We start from the raw sequence: 20,022 nt of genomic DNA on the forward strand, positions 1-20,022 counted from the left end.
ACTCAACTGCGCACACCTCCGAACGGATGGAGGCCGCGCGAGCGCAGGAAGTCGTCGAACGCCGCCCCGGTCGTGAACTTGGGCTTCCAGCCGAGCTCCGCCTCCAGCGCGGAGGTGTCGACCGCGCGGCCATGGCACAGCAGCCTGACCTGCTCGGGCGAGTATTCGACCAGCCCGATCCTGCGTGCGGTGTCGCCCAGCGCCTTGAAAGCGGGCGAGAACAGCGGCATGGAGAACCGCCCCGCCCGCCTGGCGCACTGCGACAGCAGCAACACGCCTGCCCCGGCCACGTTGAACGTGCCGGGGTGGTCTTCGGTCGCCATCCGGCGCAGCACCTCGACCGCGTCGTCCTCGTGGACGAACTGCAGCCGCGGATCGAAGCCGAACACGGTCGGCAGCACCGGCTGGACGAAGTAACGCGTCAACGGCGAGTCGACGCCGGGTCCCATGAAGTTGGCGAAGCGCAGCATCGACACCGTCACGTCGGGCCGGCGGCGCGCGAAGCCCCGGACGTAGCCCTCCACCTCGGCCGCGTCCTTGGCGTAGCCGTGGGTGGGGCCGTCCGGCGGCTCCAGGTCCTCGGTGAACACCGCGGGGTCGCGCGGCGACGAGCCGTAGACGGCGGTGGTGGAGCGCACCACCACGCGCCGCACGGTCGCCGACCGCTGGCAGGCACCGAGCAACTGCATGGTGCCGATGACGTTGTGCTCCTTCATCGCGGCCCTGCCACTGCTCCTCGACGGAGCGCTGACCAGGCTCATGTGCACAACGGTGTCGATGTCCGCAGCCGCGATCACCTGAGCGATGTCAGGGCTGCGCAGATCCACCCGGACGAACTCAGTCCGGCCGAGAGAGATGCCGCCGTCCCGCGTGAGCGAGGGGGGCGGCACGGTGTCAACTCCTATGACGCGGCTGATGTCCGGGTCGGAAGCCAGAACGCTCGCCACCCGGGCGCCTATGTGGCGCGAGACCCCGGTGACAAGCACGGTGTGGGTCATCAGCGCCTCGCAGCTGCGTAAGTTACTTCTTGTTACGCCGCTGGATGCGCGTCTTCTTCAACAGCTTGCGGTGCTTCTTCTTAGCCATCCGCTTGCGGCGCTTCTTGATCACAGAGCCCACGGGACCCCCAGGTGCTGGTAGCAAGTCTTCACGGAGTGCGAGCGCACACCGGCTCACAGACTACCGGCGATGGGCGGTAGATCGCCCCACCGGGGGGTGAGAGCCCGGTCGCGTCTTACGACGGCCGGGCCTCGCCCGCGACAGCATTCACGACGTGACGGGTCACGTCGCTACTTCAACCTGCCTCGATGTAGGCCTCCCGCAGATAGTCGTGTACCGCCTGCTCAGGCACTCTGAACGACCGGCCGACACGGATGGCCGGCAACTCGCCAGAGTGGACGAGCCGGTACACCGTCATCTTGGACACCCTCATGACCGTCGCGACTTCCGCCACAGTCAGGAACTTCACCTCACTGAGAGGTCTTTCGCCTGCACCCATCGGACGCCTCTTCCGCACGTGGTTTCCGGGTTATCCCCACTGGTGCCATTGCTCACGCACGTGTACTGCCGTCAGCGTAAGTCGGGACTCCGGGTGCGCAAACCCCCTAGTTTCTCAGTCGCCGGAGCCACTCGTCAGCGGAACCAGCGAAATCGCTGGCCAGCAGCCGGGCCGAGCACCTCACTTGGACGTTGGAACTGTCCAAGTTGCCACACATAAGAGTCGCCGGAGCGCCATCAAAAGTTGGCAAAGGGACAGCGAGCCTCTTGGAATGCGGGCGCGAAAAGACCGTATCGGGAGGACCGATTTCGACTCAAAGGGCTCCTGAGACCTGAGTGACGAGCCGCTCTGTCAGCGGAGCGTAAAAACGTGGTAGCACATTGTCATCAAGCGGCACGACCACGTCGATCTTTCCCTCGGCCTCGCCGAGGAACAGACCCGGGTCGTTGCAGTCGGCGAACGCCACCGTGTGCGCACCCGCCTCTCCCGCCGCTCCCGCCCAGCCGTGGTCGGCGATCACGAGGTCGGGAAGCTCCCCGCCGAGCTCCTCGATCATGTGGCGCATGGGAGCGGCGTCGTGGGTGTGCACGAACGCGCCCCTGTCGTCGAGCATGGCGATGTCCTGCAGATAACGGATCTTGCGCCGGCGTCCGAAATTGGATCCGGAGTAGGTCCACCCCTCGGCAGGAGTGAGCAGCTCGGCCCCGCGCTCGGCGCACAGGCGCGCCAGCGGCAGGTGCACGGCGAGCAGCCCGGTCGGGTGGCCGGTGGCGAACAGGACGCGCGGGCGCTCCCGCGACAGCACGGCGGCGATGGCCTCGGCCATGTCGTCGAGCGCATCGATCGTCAGGTCAGGGTCGATGGTGTCCTGGCCCCAGCGGTGGTCGGGATCGGAGACCACGCCCGCGGACTTGGCCATGAGCGCCAGGACGTCGCGGTACGACCACGGCTGGTCGAAGGTCAGGCCCAGCTTGTAGTACGGGTCGCCGTTGGCGAGCGAGCTGTAGTGGTCGAGGTTGTTCTCGCGGGGAGTCGCGACGTCGCCGGCTATCCGCGTGTGGACAAGATGCTCTCTAAGTTGGTCGCGGCTCAGCACAGCTTCTTCCTCGTCAGGGCATTGGATCGAGGCCGTGCAGGGGGAAGACCGCAAGTCGGGTCGCCATGATCGCACGGTCAATGGGGTCCGCTGGGTCATAACCACCGGACAGGTCGCGAAATTCCGGATTGCGACCGTCCGTCATCGTCAGCGGCGGTGTCTCGCCCGTACGCTCCCTGACGAACTGGCGCCAGCTCTGACTCGTGGGGGTGTCCGGGTCGATCGGGTGGCCCGCCAGCTCGGCGATGAGATGGGTCCACGCCCGCGGCACCACCTGCACCAGCTCGTAACCGCCGCCGCCGGTGGCGATCCACCGGCCGCCGGCCGTCTCGTGGGCCAGGCGGTGCAGGGCGGCGTACGCGGCCCGCTGGCCGTCGACGCTGAGCATCAGGTTGGCCAGGGGGTCGAGCGCGTGGCTGTCACAGCCGTGCTGGGTGACCAGGATCTCCGGGCTGAACTCGTGCAGCAGCGGCGGCACGACCGCGTGGAAGGCCCGCAGCCACCCCGCGTCGCCCGTCCCCGCCGGGAGCGCGACGTTGACGGCCGTGCCCTCCGCGCCGGTCTCCTCGGGGAACCCGGTGCCGGGGAACAGCGTGCGCGGGCTCTCGTGCAGGCTGATCGTCAGGACCCTCGGGTCGTCGAAGAAGGCGGCCTGCACGCCGTCGCCGTGGTGGACGTCCACGTCCACGTACGCGATGCGGCCCGCCCCCTGCCTCAGCAGCCACGCGATGGCCAGCGCGGGATCGTTGTAGACGCAGAAGCCGCTGGCCGTGGCGGACATCGCGTGGTGCAGCCCGCCCGCCACGTTGACCGCGTGCTCGGCCGTCCCCTCCCAGACGGAGCGGGCGGCGGCCAGCGACGCGCCGGCGATCAGCGCGGAGGCCTCGTGCACGCCCTTGAACGCGGGGTTGTCCGCGGTGCCCAGCCCGGCGCCGAGGTCGGGCTGCCCCGAGGCGGACACGCGTTTGACGGCCTCGATGTAGGCGGGGCGGTGGACCATGGACAGCTCGGCGTCGGTCGCGGGCGCGCAGCCGGCCACCTCGACCTTGTCGAGCACGCCGAGCGCGCGGGCGAGCGCCATGGTCAGCTCCACCCGCACGGGGGCGAGCGGATGGCTCGGGCCGAAGTTGTAGGAGGTGAGAGCGTCGTCCCAGATCACCCGTGCCGACCTGCTCATCCCGTCTCCTCCGTGTGCCCTCGCCTTGGGGCCGACGTTACCGCAGCGCAGGCGCCGCGCTGTAGGCGGTGATCCGCAAATTTCGTGACTTAGTGTCTTGGGCGTGCGGCGAACCTTCCTCAAGATCGTGCGCTTCTTCAGACGCCCTCGGGTCTTCGACACGACGCTCGTGGTCGTGTTCTCCTCTCCCGCTCTGGTACTGCTCCCCTTCATGATCGACCGGGGCGAGGCGAACCCGATCCTGGGCGCGGTGTCCTACCTGGCGGGCATGGCGGCCCTGCTCATGCGCCGCCGCCGGCCGATCGTGGCTGCCGCGCTGGTGGCCGCGATCGACGTCGTCGGCATCGCGACGGGGATCGTGCAGTCCGTCAACCCGCCCATGGCCATCGCTCTCTACAGCGTGGGCCGCTACACCACGGGCCGCACGACCGCGATCACGGCGGCCGGGGTGTTCGCCGCGTACGCGACGACGCTGGAGGCGGTCAGACCGGTCACGGGCGGCTGGGTGACTGCCCTGTTCTTCGTCGGCGTGCCCGTGGGGATCGGGCTGATCGTCCGGCTGAGGGCCGAGCTCGCCGAGCGCGGCAGGCGGGAGGCCGCCGACGAAGCCGTGCGTGCCGAGCGGCGGCGCATCGCCAGGGAGCTGCACGATGTGGTCGCCCACCACATCACCGTCATCAACGCCCTGGTCGGCGGCGCGCGCGCCACGCTGCCTCCCGGGCAGGAGGTCACCAGGGACGCGCTGGAGAGCGCCGAGCAGACCGCCCGCCAGGCCATGTCGGAGATGCGGCACCTGCTCGACGTGCTCAGGGCCGACGGCGGCGAGGGGCCCGACGCCGCGACAGGAGTGGGCGCCGACCGGCTGCCCTCGCTGATCAAGGAGGCGAGGAAGGCGGGGCAGCCGGCCGGCCTGACCGTGACGGGAGAGCCCGTCGAGCTGCCTGCGGCCGTGGACCACGCCGTCTACCGGATCGTTCAGGAGGCACTCACGAACACCCGCAAGCACGCGGTCAGCGCGAGGGCGAGCGTGCGGCTGACGTACGGGCCCTCGGCCGTGGAGGTCGAGGTGGTGGACGACGGACTGGCGGCGGGGGGCGGCGGCGCGCCGGGGTTCGGGCTGGGAGGCATGGCCGAGCGGGTGGCATTATGCGGCGGCCGGCTCTCGACCGGGCCGCGCCCAGAAGGCGGTTTCCGCGTGCACGCCCGCATCCCCCTGGAGACCAGATGATCAGAATTGTGTTGGTGGACGACCATGGGCTGGTCCGCAAGGGATTCAAGCTGATGCTCGACGCGCAGCCTGACCTCGGGGTGGTCGGCGAGGCCGCGGACGGCGCGGAGGCGGTGGAGCTGAGCAGGCGGCTGCGGCCCGATGTGGTGCTGATGGACCTGCACATGCCGGGCCTCGACGGGGTGCGGGCGACCGAGCTGATCACCGCGGAGCTGCCGGAGGTGCGGGTGCTGGCGCTGAGCACGTTCGACCTGGACGAGAACGTGGTCGCGGCGCTCAGGGCGGGCGCGGGCGGGTTCCTGCCCAAGGACGTCTCCCCCGAGGAGCTGATCGAGGGCGTACGAGTCGTGCATCGGGGTGAGTCCGCCGTCGCGCCGCGCCTGCTGAGCCGGCTGATCGGCACGTTCGTACGGGCATCACCTGCGAGACCCGTGCCCGCCGAGCTGGGCGGGCTGACCGAGCGCGAGCGGGAGATCCTCGTGCTCATCGCCCGCGGCCGCTCGAACACCGAGATCGCCGTGGAGCTGTCCGTCTCCCCCTCGACCGTCAAGAACCACGTGACCAGCCTGTTCGCCAAGATAGACGCCAGGGACCGGGCGCAGGCGGTGATCGCGGCCTACGAGGCCGGGCTGATCCGCCCAGGAGAGTAGGACCAGGCTCCTAGATCACCTCGCGGAAAACGGTCCCCGCGCAGGAAGAAACCGGGCACGGCCGACGGCACGCTCAGATCATGACCGCGATCCGCGCAACGAACCTGAGCAAACGCTACGGCGCCGCCGCCGCCGTGTCGGACCTGTCGTTCGACGTCGAAGCCGGTCAGGTGACCGGCTTCCTGGGCCCGAACGGAGCCGGCAAGTCCACGACCATGCGCATGATCCTCGGCCTCGACCGGCCGTCCGGCGGCTCCGTGCTCGTGGACGGGCGGCCGTACGCGGAGCTGCCGCATCCCCTGCGCAAGGTCGGCGCGCTGCTGGACGCCAAGGCCGTGCACGGCGGGCGCAGCGCGTACAACCACCTGCTGGCCATCGCGCAGAGCAACGGAATCCCCGCGAGCCGCGTGGACGAGGTGCTGGAGACCGTGGGCCTGAGCGAGGTGCGCAAGCGGCGGGTCGGCGGCTTCTCGCTGGGCATGTCGCAGCGGCTGGGCATCGCCGCCGCGCTGCTGGGTGACCCCGAGATCCTGATCTTCGACGAGCCCGTCAACGGGCTCGACCCCGACGGCATCCTGTGGATCCGCACGTTCATGCGCGAGCTGGCCGCCGAGGGCCGGACGGTGTTCGTCTCCAGCCACCTGATGAGCGAGATGGCGCAGACCGCCGACCACCTGATCGTGATCGGCAAGGGGCGGCTCATCGCCGACACGAGCGTGCAGGAGTTCATCGGGCGCAGCTCGCAGGGGTACGTACGGGTGCGCTCGCCCCGGCTGGCCGAGGTGGCGGAGCTGGTCAAGGTGGGCGAGCTCCACCCCGACCACCTGCGCGTGACCGCGATGAGCACGCTCGAGATCGGCACGCTCACCGCTCGCGCCGGGATCCCGCTGGAGGAGCTGACGTTCGTGCAGCCGTCGCTCGAAGCGGCCTACATGGAGCTGACCAAGGACAGCCTGGAGTTCTCGTCATGATCGACATCCTCAGGTCCGAATGGACCAAGATCCGCTCCGTCCGCTCCACGGTGTGGACACTGGCCGCCACGGTCGTGATGATGATCGGCTTCGGCGTGCTCATCAGCGCCTCCGCCAGAGGCATGGCCGACGGGCCGATCCCCGCTGACCAGGCGATCAGGATGGGCCTCAGCGGAGCGCTGTTCGCGCAGCTGGCCATGGCCACGCTCGGCGTGCTGGTGATCTCCAGCGAGTACCGCACCGGCGGCATCCGCACGTCGCTCATGGCCGTGCCCAGGCGCATGAGCCTGTTGACGGGCAAGATCGTGGTGTTCACGGCGACCTCACTGATCGTCTGCGCGGTCGCGTCGGCCGCCACGATCGGCCTCGCACTGGCCATCTGCGGGTCGCCTTCGGTCGAGATGGGCCATGTGGCGCGGTCCGTGCTCGGAGCCACCCTCTACCTGACCGCGTGCGGCGTGTTCGGGCTCGGCCTCGGCACACTCGTCAGGCACACGCCGGGCGCGATCGTGTCGGCCATCGCGCTGATACTGGTGCTGCCCACGGTGGCGGGCCAACTGCCGGGGCAGTGGGGCAAGACGGTGGCCGAGTACTTCACCACCAACGCGGGCATGCTGGTGGTCTCCGGCAGAAGCAACGGCTCCCTGGGCCCGTGGAGCGGGTTCGCGGTCTACCTCGCCTGGGTCGCGGTCGCCATGATCGCGGGGGCCGTCCTGATGCAGAAGCGGGACGCCTGAGGTCACTCGGCGCGGAGGGCGATGACGGGGTCCAGTCTGCCCGCCCTCCGCGCCGGGGCCACGCCGAAGAACACCCCGACGGCCGCCGACACCCCGAACGCCAGCGCGATCGACCACCACGTGATCGACGCGGGCACCTCCGTGAACGCCGCGATGGCCACCGACCCGCCCACCCCGAGCGCGATCCCGACGAACCCGCCGATCGTGGTCAGCAGCACCGCCTCGATGAGGAACTGGGCGAGGATGTCGCGCTGCCTGGCACCCAGCGCCTTGCGCAGCCCGATCTCGCGGGTGCGCTCGCGCACGCTGACCAGCATGATGTTCGACACCCCGACGCCGCCCACCAGCAGCGAGATGCCCGCGATGGCGGCCAGCACGCCGGTGAGCATGCCGAGCACGCTGCCGATCGTGCCGAGCAGCGCGGTCTGCGTGACCGCCGAGAACTGCTCGCCCGGATACCGCGCCCGCAGCGCCGCCGTCACCTTGTCCGAGAGCGGGTCGATCTCGTCGGGCCCGGACGCGCCGACCGCGAGCCCGTTGATCCGCTCGATCCCGAGCAGCCGCTGAGCCGTCGTCACCGGGATGTGGATCTCCTGGTCGCGCGAGAGCCCGAACGTCTGCCCGACCTCGGCGTACACGCCCACCACCCGGAACCTGGCCCCGGCCACCGTCACCTGCCGCCCGATCGGGTCCAGGTCGCCGAACAGCCGGTCGGCCACCTGCGACCCCAGCACCGCCACCCGGCGCCGGGTGTCCACGTCGGTCTCGCTCAGCGGGCGCCCCTTGTCCAGGGGGCGGTCGAAGATGTTGACGAGGTTCTGGTCGGTGCCGATCACCGTGACGAACGCCTCCACCCTGCCCACGCGTACGGTCTCGCCCGACTGCAGCGAGACCGTCACCTTCGACGGGTCGCCCACCACCCGCCGGACGTAGGCGACGTCGGCCAGGCCGAGCTTGCTCTGCGTGGGGGCCGCGCCCAGGCTGATGCGGCCGGGTACGACGAGGATGATGTTCGTGCCGAGGCCCGAGATCTGCTTCTCGATCTCGTCCTTCGCGCCCGTGCCGATGGCCACCAGGATCACCACGGCGAGCACGCCGATGATCACACCGAGCATGGTCAGCGCACTGCGCAGCCGGTTCACGCGCAGCGCTTCCAGCGCCATCGTCAGCGCCTCGGCTGTGTTCATGGCCTCACTCCGTTCGGCGCGCTCGGTCGCTGGGGAGCCGCCGCCTTCCCTCGCGGTCTCACGAGATGTCCTTCTCGATCAGCCCGTCCCGTACGTGGATCTGGCGCCGCGCGTGGGCGGCGATCTCGGGCTCGTGCGTCACGAGCACCACGGCCACCCCGCCCTCGCCGTTGAGCCGGTCGAGTATGGCCATGACCTCGGTCCCGTTGGCGGTGTCGAGGTTGCCCGTGGGCTCGTCGGCCAGCAGCATCTTGGGCTCGCCGACCAGGGCCCTGGCGATGGCCACGCGCTGCTGCTCCCCGCCGGACATCTGGGACGGCCGGTGCTCCATGCGATGGCCCAGCCCGACCGCCTCCAGCGCCGCGCGGGCCCTGGAGCGCCGCTCGGCCCGGCCGATGCCCCGGTAGACCAGCGGCAGCGCCACGTTGTCCAGCGCCGAGGTCCTGGCCAGCAGGTGGAACGACTGGAAGACGAAGCCGATCGTCTTGTTGCGCAGCTCGGCCAGCTCGGTGTCGGACAATCCGGATATCTCCACGCCGTTGACCCTGAGCACGCCCGAGCTGGGCCGGTCGAGGCAGCCGAGCAGGTGCATGAGCGTCGATTTCCCGGACCCCGACGGGCCGACGATGGCGGCGAACTCGCCCTGGTCGATCCGGAGCGACACGCCACGCAGCGCCTCCACGGCGACGCCGTCGAGCTGGTAGCGCCGGGTGAGGCCCACGGCCTCGATCGCGGGCGTCATGGCAGCCGCTGCCCTTGCCGTACGGAGTCCGCCCCCTTGACCACGATCCGGTCACCCACGGACAGCCCGCTCAGCACCTCCACCACGGCGTCGCCCTGGGCCCCCAGCTTGACCACGCGCCGCTCGGCCACGCCGTTCCTGATCGCCCAGACGACGCTCTCGCGCCCGCTGGAGACGATGGCCGACGCGGGCGCCGAGACGGCGGACGGCGACTCGCGCACGGTCAGCCGTGTGACGGCGCTCATGCCCGGCTTGGGCGTGGGCGCCTTGGAGCCGTCGTCGAAGGCGCCGGGGCCGAGCGTGAGCCGCACCGGGTAGCTGACCCCGCCCGTGGTGCCCTCCATGGGGGTGACGCCGATGCCGGTCACCACGGCCGTGTACGTGGCGCCGGGCACCGCGTCCAGCTCCACGGCGGCCCGCACCCCCTTCTTGACCAGCAGGACGTCCGTCTCGTCCACGTCGGCGTCCAGGGTGAGCCTGGAGACGTCGGTGACGGTGACGAGCGAGTCGCCCGCCGAGACGGGGACGCCCGTCGCGACCGGGCTGCCGGACGCCGAGCCCGTCGAGGGCAGGGACGGCAGCTGCTGACCGCCGCCGGGGAGCTGGCTGAGCAGCCCTTCCACGCCGCTCGGCATCCCGCCACCGCCCGAGGCGCGACCGAGCGTGACGACGCCGGCGAACGGCGCCTTGATCGTGAGCGACTTGACCGTGCTCTCCGCCGCCTTGAGCGCGGCCTTGGCCTGCGACTTCGACGCGGCCTGCAGCGAGGCCATCGAGCCGGCCAGGCCGCTGGTCACGCCGGACAGCATCCCGCTGATCGAGCGGTTGAGCTGCGCGGTGATCGAGGCCAGTGCCCTGGTCTGCGCCTTGTGCTGGGCCTGCGCCAGGTCGATGGCGTTCAGGAGCTGCCTGCGCACCCCGGCGTCCGCGACCTTCCTGGCCTCCTTGCGGGCCTTGGCGAAGTGGGCGGTCACCTTGCGGTCGAACGAGCCGGTGTCGAACGCCGGCAGCCGCACGGCGGGGGTGGCGAAGCCCACGGGCGTGGCCGCCTTGGAGGCCTGGCGGGCCTGCTTGAGCCGGCTCTGGGCCTCGGGCGAACTGATCCTGGCCAGGATCTCGCCCTTGCGCACGTGGTCGCCCTCGCGGACGTACAGCTTGGCGATCGTGCCCTGGGCGGGCGAGCGCAGGGTCGCGGAGGCACGCGCGCCGATCGTGGCGGGGGCCTCGACGACCTCGGTGACCGGGCCCCGCCTGACCTCGCCGACCTGGACGTTCGGCGGTTGCTCCGAGGTGCAGCCGGTCAGTGCGAAAAAGACGAGCAGCGGCGCGATGCCGCGACGTAACGTCACCCGACCCATCGTAGGAGCGGGGCCGTCCGGCCTCTCAGCCGGAGGCGAGCTGGCGCCCCCGGTCTCGGGCGGCCTCGATGGCGGCCAGGAACGCGGCCCGCACGCTGTGCCGTTCGAGCTCGGCGATGGCGGCGATCGTCGTGCCGCCCGGCGAGGTGACGGCCTCGCGCAGGATCACCGGGTGCTCACCCGAGTCGCGCAGCATCACGGCGGCCCCGACGATGGACTGGATGACCATGTCGAGCGCGGCGGCCCGCGGCATGCCGAGCAGGATGCCCGCGTCGACCATGGCCTCGACCAGGTAGAAGAAGTAGGCGGGGCCGCTGCCGGAGAGCGCGGTGGCGGCGTCCTGCTGGGACTCGGGGATGCGCAGCACCTTGCCGACCGGGCTGAGCAGGCCCTCGGTGAGCTCGAGGTGCTCCTCGCCCGCGTGGGCGCCCGCCGAGATCACGCTCATCGCCTCGTCGAACCTGATCGGCGTGTTGGACATCACCCGCACCACGGGCACGTCCACGCCGAGCCGCTGCTCCACGAACGACGTCGTGATGCCGGCCGCGGCCGTGATCACCAGGCGGTCGGCGGGCACGTACGGAGCGATCTCGGCCAGCAGTGTGGCCATGTCCTGCGGCTTGACGGCCAGGACGAGCGTGTCCGCGACCTTGGCGGCCTCGGAGTTGGAGACGGTGCGCACGCCGTACGTCTCGCGCAGCGCCTGCGCCCGCTCGGCCCTGCGGGTGGTCGCCATGATGTCGTCCGGCTTGAACCCGGCGCGCAGCAGCCCGGACAGCAGGGCCTCGCCCATCTTTCCCGTGCCCAGAATCGCAATCACGTCAGCAGCCTATCGTCGCGACAGCAGTGACCTGAGGAAGAAGGCCAGGTTGCGGGGGCGCTCGGCCAGGCGGCGCATGAGGTAGGCGTACCAGTCGGAGCCGTAGGGGACGTAGACGCGCATCCTCGCGCCTTGCCCCGCGAGGCGTAGCTGCTCGTCGGGGCGCACGCCGTACAGCATCTGGTGCTCGTAGCCGGTCACGTCGCGGCCCTCGAGCACGGCCAGCGTGGAGGCGATGCGGACCATCCTGGGGTCGTGGGTGGCGACCATGGGGTAGGCGGTGCCCGCCATCAGGATCCGCAGGCACCGTACGAACGAGCGGTCGATGTCGGCGGGCCTGGTGTAGGCCCCCGGAGCGGTGTACGCGCCCTTGCACAGGCGCACGCGGGCCCCGGCGAGGCTCTCGCAGCGCTCCAGCGCCTCCGGCAGGTACGCCTGGACCACCACCCCCACGTCGGGATGGTCACCGCGCAGGGCGGTGTGCACGGAGTGGAGGCCGCTGATCGTGTCGTGCTCCTCGGCGTCGAGCGTCACCGTGACGTCCCTGGCCGCGGCGGCCCGGCAGATCGCGGCGGCGTGGTCGAGCGCGAGCCCCTCCGACAGCCGCAGGCCGAGCGCGGTGAGCTTGACCGACACGTCGGCGCCCGCGGGCAGCAGGCCGAGCAGCCGCAGGTATTCGGCGACCGCCGCCTCGGCCTGCGCCTGTTCCGTCACCTCCTCGCCGAGATGGTCCACGGTGACGAGCAGCCCCTTGCGGGTCAGCTCGCCGATCACGGCGCCTACGTCGTCCGCGACATAGCGCCTGACCACGTCGGCGGTCAGCCGGGAGGTGGAGATGACGCGCTCGGCGCGTTCGCTCTTGGAGACTGCGAGGAGAGCCTGACGGAGCACGCGAACCACACTAATCTCCGCCGGATGAACCGGGGACCCGCCCTATCCGTCGAATAGGTATGCGTGCAATGACAGCGACTGCACTGGCCGGATGTCTCGTGCTCGCGGCGGGCTGCGGCGCGGCCCCGCCCGCCCGGCAAGGCGCCTCCACCGTCCCGCAGCAGCCACCCGTCGTGACGAACCCGGTCACCACCACCCCCACGAAGGGACCGGAGGTCACCAAACCGACCGGCAACGCGATCAACGTCCACAAGGTCCGATGGACCAAGGCCAAGCCGGTGGCCAAGGGCAGGCAGATCCAGCTCACCTGGTGGTCCGGCGTCGCCCCGTGCACGGTACTCGACCGGGTCAAGGTGAAGGAGACGGCCAAGCGCGTCACGATCACCCTGTACGAGGGCACCTCGCCCAAGGCCAGGAACGTGTCCTGCATCATGATCGCGATCCAGAAGACCACGACGGTCAAGCTCAAGCAGCCGATCGGCAAACGCAAGATTGTGGACGGCGCAAAATAGCGTGTCCAAAACTGAACATCCCCGGTGACAAATGATCGATTTGGAGCGATACATCGATCAAGCACCAAGGGCGCGGGGGCCTCGAGGGTGACGCTGCGCACCGCTGGGGGGGTCCGCATTGTGGGCCAACGCCGACGACAACCACCCCTACACCGAGATCGTCACCGGCACCGACCAAGGACTCCTCGGCACCGCGAGCCTGCCGCTCAACCCCCTCCGCATCGGCGGCAGCAGCCTGTGGGGCGAATACTGCAACGGCCTCATCGACGACGTCCGCATCTACAACCGCGCACTCACCCCGCCGAGATCCAGAGCGACATGAACGCGCCCGTCAGCTGAGAGCCCGCCCGCCCGCGTGGACCCCGGCGCGCGCCCACCGCGCCGGGGTCCACTCCTGTGCCAGGAACCTTCCCGGAAGTCGCCGCCGTTGGAGGGAATGCCGGCGCGCTCACGAGGGTTGAGTCGAGTAGGCTCAAGTCGTTTGACAAAGCCGCCTGGCATTCGTAGCTTGAGTCCAGCAGACTCAACTTTGACTACAAGGACGTACTCATGGCACGTGCGGTAGGTATCGACCTGGGGACGACCAACTCCGTCGTCTCGATCCTCGAGGGCGGTGAGCCCACCGTCATCGCCAACGCGCAGGGCTCGCGGACCACGCCGTCCGTGGTCGCCTTCGCGAAGAACGGCGAGGTCCTCGTCGGTGAGGTCGCCAAGCGGCAGGCCGTCACCAATGTGGACCGGACGATCCGATCGGTCAAGCGAGAGATGGGCACCAACTGGTCCCAGGAGATCGACGGCAAGAAGTTCTCGCCCCAGCAGATCAGCGCCTTCGTCCTGCAGAAGCTCAAGCAGGACGCGGAGGCCTACCTCGGCGAGAAGATCACCGACGCGGTGGTCACCGTTCCCGCCTACTTCAACGACGCCCAGCGGCAGGCCACCAAGGAGGCCGGCACGGTGGCGGGCCTCAACGTGCTCCGCATCATCAACGAGCCGACCGCGGCGGCCCTCGCCTACGGGCTCGACAAGGAGCAGGACCAGACCATCCTGGTCTTCGACCTCGGTGGCGGCACCTTCGACGTGTCGCTGCTCGACGTCGGCCAGGAGGACGGCCACGGCTTCGTCGAGGTCAAGGCGACCTCCGGCGACAACCACCTCGGTGGTGACGACTGGGACCAGCGCATCGTCGACGAGCTCGTCAAGCGCTTCCAGAACGCGCACGGCGTCGACCTGTCCAAGGACAAGATGGCGCTCCAGCGTCTGCGCGAGGCGGCCGAGAAGGCCAAGATCGAGCTGTCCAGCCAGTCCGAGACCAACATCAACCTGCCCTACATCACGGCCTCGTCCGAGGGCCCGCTGCACCTCGACGAGAAGCTGACCCGCTCCGAGTTCCAGCGGCTGACGGCCGACCTGCTCGAGCGGACCAAGGGCCCGTTCCACCAGGTCATCAAGGACGCCGGCATCAAGGTCTCCGACATCGCCCACGTGGTGCTCGTCGGCGGCTCGACCCGTATGCCCGCCGTGACCGAGCTGGTCAGGGAGCTGACCGGCGGCAAGGAGCCCAACAAGGGCGTCAACCCGGACGAGGTCGTCGCCATCGGCGCCGCCCTGCAGGCCGGTGTGCTCAAGGGCGAGGTCAAGGACGTCCTGCTGCTCGACGTGACCCCGCTGTCGCTGGGCATCGAGACCAAGGGCGGCATCTTCACCAAGATCATCGAGCGCAACACGACGATCCCGACCAAGCGCTCCGAGGTCTTCACCACGGCCGAGGACAACCAGCCGTCGGTGCAGATCCAGGTCTTCCAGGGTGAGCGCGAGATCGCCTCGTACAACAAGAAGCTGGCGACCTTCGAGCTGACCGGCATCGCGCCGGCCCCGCGCGGCATCCCGCAGATCGAGGTCACCTTCGACATCGACGCCAACGGCATCGTCAACGTCTCCGCCAAGGACCTGGGCACGGGCAAGGAGCAGTCGATGACGATCACCGGCGGCTCCGCGCTGCCGAAGGACGACATCGAGCGCATGATGCGCGAGGCCGAGTCGTACGCCGAGGAGGACAAGAAGCGCCGCGAGGAGGCCGAGGTCCGCAACAACGCGGACGGGCTCGCCTACCAGACGGAGAAGTTCCTCCGCGAGAACGACGACAAGGTCCCCGGCGACATCAAGACCGAGGTCAACGACGCCCTGTCCGAGCTGAAGAAGGCTCTGGAGGGCACCGACACCGACGTCATCCGCACCTCGGCGGAGAAGCTCGCCACCGTCAGCCAGAAGATGGGTTCGGCGATCTACGCCGCGAGCCAGGGCCAGCAGGCCGGCGGCGAGGGCGCCCCGCAGGACGCCGCGGCCGGTCAGGGCCAGAAGGCCGATGACGACGTGGTCGAGGCCGAGATCGTCGACGAAGACCAGCCGAAGAAGGACCAGTGATGCCGCCGCGTGAAAACGGGCAAGAGCAGCCGGTGATCCGCGACAGCCGCAAGATCGACCCGGAGACGGGGCAGGTCAGGGACGCCTCCGCCGCCGAGCAGGCGGCAGAGCAGCCGCCCGCGCCGGCCGCCGCCAACGGCGAGCTGGAGGCCCAGCTCGCCGAGCGGACCGCCGACCTGCAGCGACTCCAGGCCGAATATGTGAACTACCGCAGGCGGGTCGAGCGCGACCGTGCCGCGGTCAGGGAGCAGGCGGTCGCGGGCGCGCTGGCGGATCTGCTGCCCGTACTCGACGACATCGGCAGGGCCCGCGACCACGGCGAGCTGACCGGTGGCTTCGCGAAGGTGGCGGAGTCGCTGGAGTCGGCGCTCACCAAGCTGGGCCTCAGCTCCTTCGGGCAGAAGGGCGAGCCGTTCGACCCGACCGTCCACGAGGCGCTGATGCACAGCTACTCGTCCGACGTGACGGAGCCGACCGCGGTCGAGGTGCTGCAGCCCGGATACCGCTTGGGTGACAGGGTGCTGCGTCCGGCGCGGGTGGCGGTCGCGGAGCCCGGGGACGCCACTCCCGCGTCCAATGACGACGACGAAAACTGACACGAGGACGAAGGGCCGTAGATGAGCACCAAGGACTACCTGGAGAAGGACTACTACGCCGTCCTTGGTGTGCCCAAGACCGCCACCGCCGATGAGATCAAGAAGGCTTATCGGAAGCTGGCCAGGCAGTACCACCCCGACAGCAACCAGGGCGACCCGACCAAAGAGGCCAAGTTCAAGGAGGTCTCCGAGGCGTACGACGTCCTGTCCGACACCAAGCGCCGCAAGGAGTACGACGAGGCGCGGACGTTGTTCGGGTCCGGGGTGGGCGGCCAGCGTCCCGGTGCCGGCGGTTTCTCGTTCGACTTCGGCGACCTGTTCGGCGGCACCGGGCAGGGCACCGGCGGCGGCGGTGCGGGCGAGCGGCTCGGCGACCTGTTCGGCGGGCTGTTCAACCGGGGCGGCGGCGCCGGCCGCACCACCACCACGACCAGGCCGAGGCGCGGCCAGGACGTCGAGTCCGAGGTCACGCTGACGTTCACCGAAGCGGCCGAGGGCAGCACGGTGTCGCTCAGGCTGACCAGCTCGGCCGCCTGCGCCGCGTGCACCGGCACCGGCGCCAGGGCGGGCACGACCCCCAGGGTCTGCCCCACCTGTGACGGCACCGGCGCGGCCAGCCGCAACCTGGGCAACTTCGCCTTCTCCGAGCCCTGCCGCGACTGCAAGGGCCGCGGGCTGATCGTGGACGACCCCTGCCCCGTGTGCGAGGGCAGCGGCCGGGCCAAGAGCACCCGCACCATCCAGGCCCGCATCCCCGCCGGCGTCGCCGACGGTCAGCGGGTCAAGCTCAAGGCCAAGGGGGCGCCGGGCGAGAACGGCGGCCCCGCGGGCGACCTCTACATCCTGACGCACGTCAAGCCGCACGCCGTCTTCGGCAGGTCGGGCGAGAACCTGACGATCACGGTGCCGGTGACGTTCACCGAGGCCGCGCTCGGCGCGGAGATCAAGGTGCCGATCCTCAAGGGCATGCCTGTCACGCTGCGCATCCCCGCGGGCACGCCCAACGGGCGCACGTTCCGCGTGCGCGGCAGGGGCGTCACCCGTAAAGACGGCACCAAGGGCGACCTGCTCGCCACCGTCGAGGTCGTGGTACCGAAGACGCTCGACGACAAGTCACGCGAGCTCCTCAGCGAGTTCAACACCGCGACCGCGGGTGAGGACCCGCGCGCTGAGCTGATTCAGCGAGCCAGAAGCGAGTAGCCGATGGACGCCAACTACTTCGACCTGTCAGACGACACACCCGTCTATGTGATCTCGGTGGCCGCGCAGCTGTCGGGGCTGCACCCGCAGACCCTGCGCCAGTACGACCGGCTCGGCCTGGTCAGCCCAGGCCGCACGGCGGGGCGCGGCCGCCTCTACTCCACAAGAGACATCATCCAGCTCCGCGAGGTGCAGCGGCTCTCCCAGGAGGAGGGCATCAACCTCGCGGGCATCAAGCGGATACTCGAGCTCGAGAACGAAGCTCTGCGGCTGCGTGAGGAGGTTCACCGCCTGCGCGCCGAGATGCGCATGGTCAGAGCGCTGATCCGCTACGAGCTGCCACCGGGGGCCTAGAAAGAATGGACTACAAGCTCACCCAGAAGAGCCAGGAAGCGCTCTCGGGTGCCATGCGGCGTGCCGCCGCGGAGGGCAACCCCGAGATCGCCCCGGCTCACCTGCTGACCACCCTGCTCTCCCAGACGGGCGGCACCGCCGTGCCGCTGCTCGAGGCCGTCGGCGCCGACTGGCGCACGCTGCGGGCCCGCGCTGAGGAGCTCCTCGCGGCGCTCCCCAAGGCGCAGGGCGCGACGGTGGGGGCGCCGTCGAGCTCGCGCCAGCTGCTCACGGTGCTCAACACCGCCGCCCAGCGCGCCAACCAGCTCGAGGACCTCTACGTCTCGACCGAGCACCTGCTGGTCGGTCTGGCCGCCGACGGCGGCCAGGCAGCCGAGCTGCTCAAGTCGCAGGGCGCGACGCCGCAGGCGCTGCTCGACGCGTTCGAGAAGGTACGCGGGCACGCGCGCGTCACCAGCGAGACCCCCGAGGACACCTACCAGGCGCTGGAGAAGTACGGCGTCGACCTGACCGAGCAGGCCCGCTCCGGCAGGCTCGACCCGGTCATCGGCCGCGACTCCGAGATCCGCCGCGTCGTCCAGGTGCTCAGCCGGCGCACCAAGAACAACCCCGTGCTCATCGGCGAGCCCGGCGTCGGCAAGACCGCGGTGGTCGAGGGCCTGGCCCAGCGCATCGTGGCCGGCGACGTGCCCGAGTCGCTGCGCAACAAGCGGCTGATCTCGCTCGACCTGGGCGCGATGGTGGCCGGCGCGAAATACCGCGGCGAGTTCGAGGAGCGGCTCAAGGCCGTGCTCTCCGAGATCAAGGAGAGCGACGGGCAGATCGTGACGTTCATCGACGAGCTGCACACCGTGGTCGGCGCGGGCGCCGCCGAGGGCGCGATGGACGCGGGCAACATGCTCAAGCCGATGCTGGCCCGCGGCGAGCTGCGCATGATCGGCGCGACCACGCTCGACGAGTACCGCGAGCGCATCGAGAAGGACCCGGCGCTCGAGCGGCGCTTCCAGCAGGTCTACGTGGGCGAGCCCACGGTCGAGGACACCATCGCGATCCTGCGTGGGCTGAAGGGCCGCTACGAGGCCCATCACCAGGTGCAGATCGCCGACAGCGCGCTGGTGGCCGCCGCCGCGCTGTCCGACCGCTACATCACCAGCCGCTTCCTCCCCGACAAGGCCATCGACCTGGTCGACGAGGCCGCCTCACGGCTGCGCATGGAGATCGACTCCCGTCCCGTGGAGATCGACCAGCTCCAGCGCGGCGTCGACCGGCTGAAGATGGAGGAGCTGGCCCTGTCCAAGGAGACCGACGACGCCTCCGTGCAGCGGCTCGAACGCCTCCGCCAGGAGCTGGCCGACCGCCAGGAGGAGCTCAACGCCCTCGTCGGCCGCTGGGAGCACGAGAAGTCCGGACTCAACAAGGTCGGCGAGCTGAAGAAGCAGCTCGACGAGGCGCGCGGCGCCGCCGAGCGGGCACAGCGCGACGGCGACTTCGAGACCGCGTCCAGGCTCATGTACGCCGAGGTGCCCCGGCTGGAGCAGGCGCTGAAGGCCGCCTCCGACGCCGCGCCGCCGGACAACGCCATGGTCAAGGAGGAGGTCGGCGCCGACGACATCGCCGAGGTGATCTCGTCGTGGACCGGCATCCCCGCCGGGCGCCTCCTGGAGGCTGAGACGGCCAAGCTGCTGCGCATGGAGGACGAGCTGGGCAAGCGGCTGATCGGGCAGCAGCAGGCCGTACAGGCCGTTTCCGACGCCGTACGCCGGAGCCGGGCCGGCATCGCCGACATCGACCGGCCGACTGGCTCGTTCCTCTTCCTCGGCCCCACCGGCGTGGGCAAGACCGAGCTGGCCAAGGCGCTGGCGGAGTTCCTGTTCGACGACGAGCGGGCGATGACCCGGATCGACATGAGCGAATACTCCGAGAAGCACAGCGTGGCCAGGCTGGTCGGCGCGCCTCCCGGCTACGTCGGCTACGAGGAGGGCGGCCAGCTCACCGAGGCCGTCAGGCGGCGCCCGTACACCGTCGTGCTGCTGGACGAGGTGGAGAAGGCCCACCCCGAGGTCTTCGACATCCTCCTCCAGGTGCTCGACGACGGGCGGCTGACCGACGGGCAGGGGCGCACGGTCGACTTCCGCAACACGATCCTGATCCTCACCTCCAACATCGGGTCGCAGTTCCTCATCGACCCCAAGCTGGAGAACGGCGCCAAGCGTGACGCTGTCATGACGGCGGTGCGGAGCTCGTTCAAGCCGGAGTTCCTCAACCGGCTCGACGACGTGATCCTCTTCGACGCGCTGGGCACGGAGGAGCTGGCACAGATCGTCGACCTGCAGGTCGAGCGGCTGGCGCGACGCCTGGCCGAGCGCCGGCTGACGCTGGAGGTCACGCCCGCGGCCCGCGAGTGGCTGGCGTTGACGGGCTACGACCCGCTGTACGGCGCCCGCCCGCTGCGGCGCCTGGTCCAGTCGGCCATCGGCGACAAGCTGGCCAAGGCGGTGCTGTCGGGAGAGGTCATGGACGGCGACAAGGTCAAGGTCGAGCTGGGGGACGACGAGCTCCTCATCCAGCGCGCCTGACCACCTTG

Annotated in this window: 20 protein-coding genes and 1 pseudogene; 11 read left to right on the plus strand and 10 right to left on the minus strand. The window is 70.1% G+C overall.

Annotated features, from left to right (window positions below; genetic code table 11):
• Positions 1-2: 2 nt before the first annotated feature.
• The 5 genes from ABD830_RS38520 to ABD830_RS38540 form a co-directional block, all read right to left on the minus strand.
• Entirely contained in the window at positions 3-998 is a 996-nt protein-coding gene (locus ABD830_RS38520; RefSeq protein ID WP_344998650.1) for an NAD-dependent epimerase/dehydratase family protein, read from the minus strand.
• A 22-nt stretch (positions 999-1,020) separates the two neighbouring features.
• Positions 1,021-1,119, minus strand: coding sequence for a 30S ribosomal protein bS22 (locus tag ABD830_RS38525; RefSeq protein ID WP_018654693.1), 99 nt, complete (start codon positions 1,117-1,119; stop codon positions 1,021-1,023).
• A gap of 175 nt (positions 1,120-1,294) precedes the next feature.
• Positions 1,295-1,498: a helix-turn-helix domain-containing protein gene (locus ABD830_RS38530; protein WP_026214222.1), complete on the minus strand. Its 204-nt coding sequence runs from the start codon at positions 1,496-1,498 to the stop codon at positions 1,295-1,297.
• Between the two features lie 313 nt (positions 1,499-1,811).
• Positions 1,812-2,594, minus strand: coding sequence for a phosphatase (locus ABD830_RS38535; protein WP_344998652.1), 783 nt, complete (start codon positions 2,592-2,594; stop codon positions 1,812-1,814).
• Positions 2,595-2,607: 13 nt separating this feature from the next.
• On the minus strand, positions 2,608-3,771 hold the full coding sequence (locus ABD830_RS38540) for an acetoin utilization protein AcuC (protein WP_344998653.1): 1,164 nt from the start codon (positions 3,769-3,771) through the stop codon (positions 2,608-2,610).
• A gap of 103 nt (positions 3,772-3,874) precedes the next feature.
• On the opposite strand from ABD830_RS38540, the gene ABD830_RS38545 reads away from it, so the two are divergent.
• The 4 genes from ABD830_RS38545 to ABD830_RS38560 all read left to right on the plus strand — a co-directional run bounded on the left by ABD830_RS38545 (position 3,875) and on the right by ABD830_RS38560 (position 7,357).
• Complete coding sequence (locus tag ABD830_RS38545) at positions 3,875-4,999, plus strand: sensor histidine kinase (RefSeq protein WP_344998655.1); 1,125 nt, start codon at positions 3,875-3,877, stop codon at positions 4,997-4,999.
• Positions 4,996-5,649: a response regulator gene (locus tag ABD830_RS38550; protein WP_344998657.1), complete on the plus strand. Its 654-nt coding sequence runs from the start codon at positions 4,996-4,998 to the stop codon at positions 5,647-5,649. The genes ABD830_RS38545 and ABD830_RS38550 overlap by 4 nt, the downstream gene beginning before the upstream one ends.
• A gap of 80 nt (positions 5,650-5,729) precedes the next feature.
• On the plus strand, positions 5,730-6,620 hold the full coding sequence (locus tag ABD830_RS38555; RefSeq protein ID WP_344998659.1) for an ABC transporter ATP-binding protein: 891 nt from the start codon (positions 5,730-5,732) through the stop codon (positions 6,618-6,620).
• The gene (locus ABD830_RS38560) at positions 6,617-7,357 is read left to right on the plus strand and encodes an ABC transporter permease (RefSeq protein ID WP_344998661.1); all 741 of its coding nucleotides are present in this window, start codon (positions 6,617-6,619) and stop codon (positions 7,355-7,357) included. Before ABD830_RS38555 ends, ABD830_RS38560 begins: the two co-directional genes overlap by 4 nt.
• A 2-nt stretch (positions 7,358-7,359) precedes the next feature.
• On the opposite strand, the gene ABD830_RS38565 is transcribed toward ABD830_RS38560, so the two are convergent.
• From ABD830_RS38565 to ABD830_RS38585, 5 genes are read right to left on the minus strand one after another with little or no spacing between them, the layout of a single operon-like run.
• On the minus strand, positions 7,360-8,544 hold the full coding sequence (locus ABD830_RS38565) for an ABC transporter permease (RefSeq protein ID WP_344998664.1): 1,185 nt from the start codon (positions 8,542-8,544) through the stop codon (positions 7,360-7,362).
• Positions 8,545-8,602: 58 nt separating this feature from the next.
• Positions 8,603-9,286: an ABC transporter ATP-binding protein gene (locus ABD830_RS38570; protein WP_344998666.1), complete on the minus strand. Its 684-nt coding sequence runs from the start codon at positions 9,284-9,286 to the stop codon at positions 8,603-8,605.
• Positions 9,283-10,635 carry an efflux RND transporter periplasmic adaptor subunit gene (locus ABD830_RS38575; protein ID WP_344998668.1) on the minus strand — a complete coding sequence of 451 codons (1,353 nt, stop codon included), beginning with the start codon at positions 10,633-10,635 and terminating at the stop codon, positions 9,283-9,285. Before ABD830_RS38575 ends, ABD830_RS38570 begins: the two co-directional genes overlap by 4 nt.
• Before the next feature lie 34 nt (positions 10,636-10,669).
• Complete coding sequence (gene proC / locus ABD830_RS38580) at positions 10,670-11,464, minus strand: pyrroline-5-carboxylate reductase (RefSeq protein WP_344998670.1); 795 nt, start codon at positions 11,462-11,464, stop codon at positions 10,670-10,672.
• Between the two features lie 9 nt (positions 11,465-11,473).
• Positions 11,474-12,355: a proline dehydrogenase family protein gene (locus tag ABD830_RS38585; protein ID WP_344998672.1), complete on the minus strand. Its 882-nt coding sequence runs from the start codon at positions 12,353-12,355 to the stop codon at positions 11,474-11,476.
• A gap of 68 nt (positions 12,356-12,423) precedes the next feature.
• On the opposite strand from ABD830_RS38585, the gene ABD830_RS38590 reads away from it, so the two are divergent.
• From ABD830_RS38590 to clpB, 7 genes and pseudogenes are all read left to right on the plus strand, one after another.
• Positions 12,424-12,867 carry a hypothetical protein gene (locus ABD830_RS38590; RefSeq protein WP_344998674.1) on the plus strand — a complete coding sequence of 148 codons (444 nt, stop codon included), beginning with the start codon at positions 12,424-12,426 and terminating at the stop codon, positions 12,865-12,867.
• A 118-nt stretch (positions 12,868-12,985) separates the two neighbouring features.
• The gene (locus ABD830_RS38595; protein WP_344998676.1) at positions 12,986-13,189 is read left to right on the plus strand and encodes a LamG-like jellyroll fold domain-containing protein; all 204 of its coding nucleotides are present in this window, start codon (positions 12,986-12,988) and stop codon (positions 13,187-13,189) included.
• Between the two features lie 227 nt (positions 13,190-13,416).
• Positions 13,417-15,288 carry a molecular chaperone DnaK gene (gene dnaK, locus ABD830_RS38600; RefSeq protein ID WP_344998678.1) on the plus strand — a complete coding sequence of 624 codons (1,872 nt, stop codon included), beginning with the start codon at positions 13,417-13,419 and terminating at the stop codon, positions 15,286-15,288.
• On the plus strand, positions 15,288-15,884 hold the full coding sequence (grpE, locus tag ABD830_RS38605; RefSeq protein ID WP_344998680.1) for a nucleotide exchange factor GrpE: 597 nt from the start codon (positions 15,288-15,290) through the stop codon (positions 15,882-15,884). Before dnaK ends, grpE begins: the two co-directional genes overlap by 1 nt.
• Positions 15,885-15,905: 21 nt before the next feature.
• Positions 15,906-17,084, plus strand: coding sequence for a molecular chaperone DnaJ (gene dnaJ, locus ABD830_RS38610; RefSeq protein WP_344998682.1), 1,179 nt, complete (start codon positions 15,906-15,908; stop codon positions 17,082-17,084).
• Positions 17,085-17,087: 3 nt separating this feature from the next.
• Positions 17,088-17,411 (plus strand): annotated as a pseudogene (locus ABD830_RS38615) (heat shock protein transcriptional repressor HspR); the annotation flags it as partial.
• Positions 17,412-17,443: 32 nt separating this feature from the next.
• Positions 17,444-20,014 carry an ATP-dependent chaperone ClpB gene (gene clpB, locus ABD830_RS38620; RefSeq protein ID WP_344998684.1) on the plus strand — a complete coding sequence of 857 codons (2,571 nt, stop codon included), beginning with the start codon at positions 17,444-17,446 and terminating at the stop codon, positions 20,012-20,014.
• Positions 20,015-20,022 lie beyond the last annotated feature (8 nt).

The organism is Nonomuraea helvata (genome assembly GCF_039535785.1).
Taxonomy (GTDB): Bacteria; Actinomycetota; Actinomycetes; order Streptosporangiales; family Streptosporangiaceae; genus Nonomuraea; species Nonomuraea helvata.

Excerpts from the sequence above, each read along its gene's own strand:
- ABD830_RS38520 (WP_344998650.1), bottom strand. The coding sequence starts at position 998 with ATGACCCACACCGTGCTTGTCACCGGGGTCTCGCGCCACATAGGCGCC.
- ABD830_RS38530 (WP_026214222.1), bottom strand. The coding sequence starts at position 1,498 with ATGGGTGCAGGCGAAAGACCTCTCAGTGAGGTGAAGTTCCTGACTGTG.
- ABD830_RS38540 (WP_344998653.1), bottom strand. The coding sequence starts at position 3,771 with ATGAGCAGGTCGGCACGGGTGATCTGGGACGACGCTCTCACCTCCTAC.
- ABD830_RS38550 (WP_344998657.1), top strand. The coding sequence starts at position 4,996 with ATGATCAGAATTGTGTTGGTGGACGACCATGGGCTGGTCCGCAAGGGA.
- ABD830_RS38555 (WP_344998659.1), top strand. The coding sequence starts at position 5,730 with ATGACCGCGATCCGCGCAACGAACCTGAGCAAACGCTACGGCGCCGCC.
- ABD830_RS38560 (WP_344998661.1), top strand. The coding sequence starts at position 6,617 with ATGATCGACATCCTCAGGTCCGAATGGACCAAGATCCGCTCCGTCCGC.
- ABD830_RS38565 (WP_344998664.1), bottom strand. The coding sequence starts at position 8,544 with ATGAACACAGCCGAGGCGCTGACGATGGCGCTGGAAGCGCTGCGCGTG.
- ABD830_RS38570 (WP_344998666.1), bottom strand. The coding sequence starts at position 9,286 with ATGACGCCCGCGATCGAGGCCGTGGGCCTCACCCGGCGCTACCAGCTC.
- ABD830_RS38590 (WP_344998674.1), top strand. The coding sequence starts at position 12,424 with ATGACAGCGACTGCACTGGCCGGATGTCTCGTGCTCGCGGCGGGCTGC.
- dnaK (WP_344998678.1), top strand. The coding sequence starts at position 13,417 with ATGGCACGTGCGGTAGGTATCGACCTGGGGACGACCAACTCCGTCGTC.
- grpE (WP_344998680.1), top strand. The coding sequence starts at position 15,288 with ATGCCGCCGCGTGAAAACGGGCAAGAGCAGCCGGTGATCCGCGACAGC.
- dnaJ (WP_344998682.1), top strand. The coding sequence starts at position 15,906 with ATGAGCACCAAGGACTACCTGGAGAAGGACTACTACGCCGTCCTTGGT.
- clpB (WP_344998684.1), top strand. The coding sequence starts at position 17,444 with ATGGACTACAAGCTCACCCAGAAGAGCCAGGAAGCGCTCTCGGGTGCC.